Origin of the sequence: Kitasatospora sp. MY 5-36 (assembly GCF_001182915.1) — a bacterium.
GTDB lineage: Bacteria > Actinomycetota > Actinomycetes > Streptomycetales > Streptomycetaceae > Kitasatospora.
In genome coordinates this window covers 1-6,125 of record NZ_LFVW01000670.1, presented here as the reverse complement: position 1 = coordinate 6,125, position 6,125 = coordinate 1, and the positions used below count along the sequence as shown (strand labels likewise).

At 77.0% G+C, this 6,125-nt stretch carries 6 protein-coding genes; 5 read left to right on the top strand and 1 reads right to left on the bottom strand.

Going from position 1 to position 6,125, the window contains the following annotated elements:
• The coding region (locus AE652_RS33200) for a YafY family protein (protein ID WP_049658383.1) at window positions 1-635 on the top strand (635 nt) is incomplete at its 5' end.
• Window positions 636-744: 109 nt separating this feature from the next.
• Entirely contained in the window at window positions 745-1,584 is an 840-nt protein-coding gene (locus AE652_RS33195) for an alpha/beta fold hydrolase (RefSeq protein ID WP_049658381.1), read from the top strand.
• Window positions 1,585-1,630: 46 nt separating this feature from the next.
• Here AE652_RS33195 and AE652_RS33190 read toward each other — a convergent pair whose 3' ends face one another.
• On the bottom strand, window positions 1,631-2,371 hold the full coding sequence (locus tag AE652_RS33190) for a helix-turn-helix domain-containing protein (protein ID WP_049658379.1): 741 nt from the start codon (window positions 2,369-2,371) through the stop codon (window positions 1,631-1,633).
• Window positions 2,372-2,604: 233 nt separating this feature from the next.
• Here AE652_RS33190 and AE652_RS33185 point away from each other — a divergent pair, with 233 nt between their 5' ends.
• From AE652_RS33185 to AE652_RS33175, 3 genes are all read left to right on the top strand, one after another.
• Complete coding sequence (locus AE652_RS33185) at window positions 2,605-3,813, top strand: serine hydrolase (RefSeq protein WP_082346136.1); 1,209 nt, start codon at window positions 2,605-2,607, stop codon at window positions 3,811-3,813.
• 67 nt (window positions 3,814-3,880) lie between these two features.
• Window positions 3,881-4,831 (top strand): LysR family transcriptional regulator, encoded by a 951-nt coding sequence (locus AE652_RS33180; RefSeq protein WP_063780353.1) that lies wholly within the window; start codon window positions 3,881-3,883, stop codon window positions 4,829-4,831.
• A 67-nt stretch (window positions 4,832-4,898) separates the two neighbouring features.
• On the top strand, window positions 4,899-6,125 hold a 1,227-nt coding region (locus AE652_RS33175; RefSeq protein WP_063780352.1), incomplete at its 3' end, for an MFS transporter.

Below are 6,125 nucleotides of genomic sequence, written 5' to 3'. Positions count from 1 at the left end.
CCCTGGGCGACGCCCCCGCGGCCGCCGCCCGGCGCTTCCACCTCGACGCGCCGGCCTGGTTCCGCGACGCCCCGACCCCCGCGCTGCTCGCCGAGGTGTCGCGCGCCGTGTGGGAGGACCGCGTCCTGCGCGCCCGCTACGCGGCGCGCTCCGGCACCCGGGAGCGGCGACTGGAACCGTACGGCCTGGTCCTGAAGGCCGGGCAGTGGTACCTCGCGGCGCGCGGCACCTCCGGCCGGGTCGGCTCGTACCGCGTCGACCGCTTCGAGAGCGCCGAGGCCGGCGACGAACGGTTCGAACGCGACCCGGAGTTCGACCTCGCCGCCTACTGGGCCGCGGCGGCCCGGGAGTTCACCCGCGCCATGCTGCGCGAGCGGGCGGTGGTGCGGCTGAGCCCGTTCGCCGTCGAGAACCTCGCCGCCCTGCTGGAGCCGACCGCCGCCGCCGACGCCCTCGCCACCGCGGGCCCGGCGGACGCCGACGGCTGGGTCACCGCGACCCTGCCGGTCGAGACCTGGGACATCGGCTACCTCGAACTGCTGCGCCTGGGCCCGGAGGCCGAGGTCCTCCACCCGCCCGAACTGCGCGCCCGCCTGGCCGAGGCGACCCGCCGCGCCGCCGCCCTCTACACCTGACCGCCCCGCCCCCCGACCGGCCCCCGGAGCGGGCCCGCCGCCGTCCGCGCCGCCCGGGATAGGTTTCCCCCTGCCGCACACGGCGGTTCGCGAGAAGGGGGCGTACGGGATGGCGGACGGACCCGCGGACCGGCCCGCCGAGTCGTTCGTCCGGCTCGGCGGACGCCGGTTCGCCTACCTGGACTTCGGCGGCCCCGGGCCGGCCGTGCTCGCCCTGCACGGGCACTTCGGGCGGGGCCGGATCTTCGCGCCGCTGGCCGCCGCGCTCGCCGGCCGCTACCGGGTCCTCGCCCTCGACCAGCGCGGGCACGGACTGTCCGACAACGGGGGCGAGTTCACCCCGGACGCCTACGCGGCCGACGCGGCGGCGTTCCTGGAGGCGCTCGGCCCGGCGCCGGCCGCCGTGCTGGGGCACTCGATGGGCGGCGCGGTCGCCTTCCACCTCGCCCACCGGCGCCCCGACCTCGTGGCGGCGCTCGTGGTCGCCGACATGACGACGCTCAACCGGGAGCCCGAGACCCGCCCCGTCCTGGACGTGTCCGGCTGGCCCCGCCGGGCCCCGACCCGCCGCGCCCTGGCCCGGGCGCTGGCGGAACGCGGCGTCCCGGCCGGCTACTTCATGGACAGCGCCGCCGAGTTCCCCGACGGCTGGGGATTCCTCTTCGACACCGCCGACATGACGGCCTCCCAGGCCGCCTTCACCGGCGACTTCACGGCCGTCTGGAACGCCTCCGCCCAGCCCGCCCTGCTCCTGCGGGCCGCCGACAGCTTCCTCCTCACCCCCGCCACCGCCCGCCGGATGGCCCGCGAACGCCCGAACACCCGCCTGGCGGAGGTCCCGGACAGCGGGCACTGGCTCTACGCGGACGCCCCCGACGCCTTCGCCCACCAGGTCCGCGCCTTCCTCGACCACGCCCACCCGGCGGCCCCCGCGACCGCGGCCGGATGACCCGCACCACCCGGCGCGAGGGCCCCGGCCGGGGCCGGGAGACCGCTCACGGCGGGGAGGCCGCCCCGGCGTTCTCCCGGCCGCGCCGGCTCTCCTCGTGCCACTGCCGGATGCCGCGGACGATGTCCTGGCCGATCCGGTCCAGCAGCGCGGCCGCGCCGTCCATCCGGGCCCCGGCCGCGGTGGCCGGGCCGAGCAGTTCGGCGCCGTGGCGGGTGATCCCGGCGAGCACCGCGTTGCGCTCGGCACTGGCCAGCAGCGCGCGGTGCCAGACGTCGTCGTCGATGACGTACCGCTCGCGGCGGTTGCGCCCGTCGCGCTCCCGGCGGACCAGGGCCTGCACCTCCAGGTAGCCGACCGCCTTCGAGACGGACGCCGGGCTGACCCGCAGGCGCCGCACCAGCTCACCCGCCGTCAGCGCGCCGTCCTCGGTGAGCTGGAGGCAGACCAGCACCCGCGCCGTCATCCGGGGCATGCCGCCGAGCGCCAGGAACTCGGCCAGCCGGTCACCGAATTGGCGGACCTCCTCCGTGTCGCGCCCGGGCACCGCCGGCTCCGGCACCGCCTCCCGGCCGGCCGCCGCCCGCCCGCGCCGGGAGCGCTGGACGGTGGCCCGCTGCGCCCGGTCGGCGCGGTAGCCGGACGGGCCGCCGTTGCGGGCGATCTCCCGGGTGACGGTCGACGTCGGCCGCCCGAGCTGCCGGGCGATCTCGCCGTACCCCCATCCCTCGGCCAGCCCGGTGGCGATCCGGTGGCGCTCCTGCTGGGTCAGTCTGGCTCCGGGCATCCGTCCCCGCCCCTCCTCGGTCGGACTCGGTCGGCCCAGTATCGGCCGCCCCCGGCGACTGTTGCAATGGAGCACGGACAGCTGTTGCATTCGTCGGCACGACCATTGCAAGGATGGCCCCGCTCCCACCTGCACAGACCGTGCACGGCAATGGAGTTGACGTTGACCCGACCGTGAAGCGGCTCCTAGTTTCTTCCCAGGCCACGAACACCACGCCGAGGGGGAACACCAGTATGGGAATCACCAGGCGCGCCACCGCGCTGACCGCCACCGCCCTGACCACCGCCCTGACCGCCGCCCTGATCGCGGGCGGCACCGCCACCGCCGCGCCGGCGCCCGCGGCCCCGGACGCCCGGAACGGGCACCCCGGCGTCCAGCGGGTCCTGGAGCGCGCCGTGACCGAGGGCGGCGTGCCCGGCATCGTCGCCAAGGTGCGCGACGGGCACCGCTCCTGGTTCGGCACCGCGGGCGTCGCCGACCTGGCCACCGGGCGCCCCCGCCACGCCCAGGAGCGGTTCCGCATCGGCAGCACCACCAAGACCTTCGTCGCCACCGTCGTCCTCCAACTCGCCGCCGAGGGCCGGCTGGACCTGGACGACAGCGTGGAGCGGTGGCTGCCCGGCCTCGTCGACGGGCCCGGCTACGAGCCGGACCGGATCACCGTCCGGCAGCTGCTCGGCATGACGAGCGGGGTCTACAACTACGCGATGGACGCGAAGGTCCGCGCCGAGAACGAGGGCACCGGCTTCCTGCTCCACCGCTTCGACACCTACACGCCCGAGCAGCTCGTCCGCACCGGCACCGCCAACCGCCCCGACTTCGCCCCCGGCGCCGGCTGGACGTACTCCGACACCGGCTACGTCCTCGCCGGGCTGATCGTCGAACGGGCCACCGGGACCAGCCTGGCCGAACAGGTCGACCAGCGCGTCATCACCCCGCTCGGCCTGAGCGGCACCTACACCCCCGACCCCGACGACACCGCCCTGCGCGGCCCGCACGCACGCGCCTACTCCCGCCTGGGCGACCCCTCCCCCACCGCCCCCGTCCACGACGTGACCGAGCTCAGCCCCTCCTGGGGCTACGCCGCCGGCGACATGGTCTCCACCGCCCGCGACCTCGACACCTTCTTCGCCGCGCTGCTGGGCGGACGGCTGCTGCCGCCCGCCCAGCAGCGGGAGTTGTTCACGATGGTCCCCACACCGCCCGGCGCGTGGATCCCGAACGCCGCGTACGGCCTCGGCGTCGGCTCCGTCACCCTGGACTGCGGACCGACCCTCTGGGGCATGGGCGGCGCCATCAACGGCTCCTGGACCTACACCTTCGGCACCCGCGACGGCGGCCACCTGCTCACCACCAACATCAACGGCGACTGGACCAACGGCAGTTGGCCGATCTCGGTGTTCACCTCCGAACTGGAGGCCGAGTTCTGCCCCCGGCCCTGACCCGCACCGGGCCCCCGGCCGGTACGACCCAGGGGGACGGCCGGGGGCCCGGCGTAGCATCGGGCGGGTGTGGGAGCGACTGGAGATCGAGGGTTTCGTGGTCCTGGCCGAGGAGTTGCACTTCGGGCGGACGGCCGAGCGGCTGGGGGTCTCCAGGGCGCGGGTGAGCCAGACGATCCAGCGGCTGGAGCGGCGGGTGGGCGCGCCGCTGTTCGAGCGGACCAGTCGGCGGGTGCGGCTGACGGAGCTGGGGCGGCGGCTGCTGGAGGACGTCGGGCCGGCGTACCGGCGCATCGGGGACGGGCTGGAGCGGGCGCGGGCCGCGGCCCGGGGCGTCGAGGGGGTGCTCACGGTCGGCTACCTCGGCGGGGCGGCCGGGGAGTTCGTGATGGAGGTGATCGGCGCCTTCGCCCGCCGGCACCCGGGCATCGACGTGCGCATCCACGAGACGCAGGTGGCGTCCATGTTCGAGCCGCTGCGCGGCGGCGGGGCGCAGGTGCTGGTCACCCAGTTCCCGGTGGAGGAGGAGGACCTCGTGCGGGGCCCGGTGGTGCTGCGGGTGCCGCGGATGCTGGCGGTGCCGGCCAACCACGTGCTGGCCAGGCGGGAGTCGGTCGGGGTGGAGGACCTGGCGCGGGACCGGGTGTTCGCCTGCACGGGGCACGTCCCCGGGTACTGGCAGGAGCGGTTGGCGCCGTCCGTGACGCCCGGGGGGCGGGTGGTGGAGCGCGGGCGGTCGGCGGCGACGCTGGCGGAGACCCTGGCGATGGTCGGGGCGGGGCAGGGCATCTCGCCGGTGGGGGCGGACGTGGCGGCGCACTCGGCGCCGCCGGGGGTGGTGTTCGTGCCGTTCGTGGACGCCGAGCCGCTCGAGTACGGGCTGGTGTGGCGGGCGGGCGGGGACAGTGCGCGGGTGCGGGCGTTCGCGGCGGTCGCGGTGGAGCGGGCCCGGGGGTGGAGCCGGGAGTGGGCGGAGCCCCCGACGGCAGCGGTGGGGGCGGTGGGCCGGGACCGGTAAGCCTGGCTTACCGGTCGTTGCGCGTTCGGGGGCTGATCAGCGGGTCGGCGGCGGCCAGGCTGGTGCCATGACCAGCGATCTCTCGGCGCGCCGCGCCCCCTGCCCCGCGTCCGCCCCCTCCCCCACCAACGCCCGTGCGCCTGAACTTCCGGCCGGCGCCGCCCTGTTCGCGCTCGCCCTCGGCGCGTTCGCGGTGGGCTCCGCCGAGGTGGTGGTCGCCGGGCTGCTGCCGCGGATCGCCGAGGACACGGGGGTGTCCCTGCCGACGGCGGGGGTGCTGGTGTCCGGGTACGCGGTGGGCATGGTCGTGGGAGCTCCCCTGCTGACCGCGCTCGGGGTCCGCGTCGCCCGCCGGCGGATGCTGCTCTACCTGGTCGGCCTGTTCATCGCGGCCGGCCTGGTCACCGCGCTCGCGCCGGGCTTCGGCGCGCTGCTGGCGGGGCGGGTGCTGTCCGCGCTGGCCGGCGGGGCGTACGTGGGGATCGCCTCCGCGGTGGCGACCTCGCTGGTGCCCGCGCGGCGCAGGGCCGGCGCGATCGCCGCCGTGTTCACGGGGCTCGGCCTCGCCAACGTGCTCGGGGTGCCCGGCGGTACCGCGCTCGGGCAGGCACTGGGCTGGCGGGCCACGTTCTGGGCGGTGACCGCGCTGGGCGTGGTGCTGCTGGTCGCGCTGGCCGTCCTGCTGCCGCACGGGCCGGCGGCCCCGCGGGCCGGACTGCGGGCCGAACTGCGGGTGTTCCGGCGTGCGGGGGTATGGCTCGCCCTGGCCGCGACGGCCTTCGGCTGGGCGCCCTTCCTGACCGTCCTCACCTACGTCTCGCCGCTGCTGACCGAGGTCACGGGCTTCGGGTCCGGCGCGGTGCCGGTGGTGCTGATGCTGGTCGGCGTCGGCATGGTGGTCGGCACCCCGCTGGCGGGCCGGCTGGCCGACCGGGCGCCGGCGGCCGCGCTGTACGCGGCGCTGGCCGGGGTGACGGCCGTTCCGCTGCTGCTGCTCGCCGCCGTGCACAGCCGGGCCGCCGTGGCCGCCGCCTTCCTGCTGTTCGGCCTGGCCGGCGGGGCGGTCATCCCGCCGTTGCAGGCCCGGGTGCTGGCGCGGGCGAGCGGCGCGGACAACCTCGCCTCGGCCGCGAACATCTCCGCCTTCAACATCGGCAACGCGGGCGGCCCCCTGCTGGCGGGCGCGGCCCTGTCCGCCGGGGCCGGGTACACCGCACCGCTGGGGATCGCCGCCGCACTCGGCGCGGTGGGACTGGCGCTGGCCTGGGCGGCGCAGCGCAGCGACCGGCGCGGG

Coding starts and splice junctions, on each gene's coding strand:
- AE652_RS33195 (WP_049658381.1), top strand. CDS start 745: ATGGCGGACGGACCCGCGGACCGGCCCGCCGAGTCGTTCGTCCGGCTC.
- AE652_RS33185 (WP_082346136.1), top strand. CDS start 2,605: ATGGGAATCACCAGGCGCGCCACCGCGCTGACCGCCACCGCCCTGACC.
- AE652_RS33190 (WP_049658379.1), bottom strand. CDS start 2,371: ATGCCCGGAGCCAGACTGACCCAGCAGGAGCGCCACCGGATCGCCACC.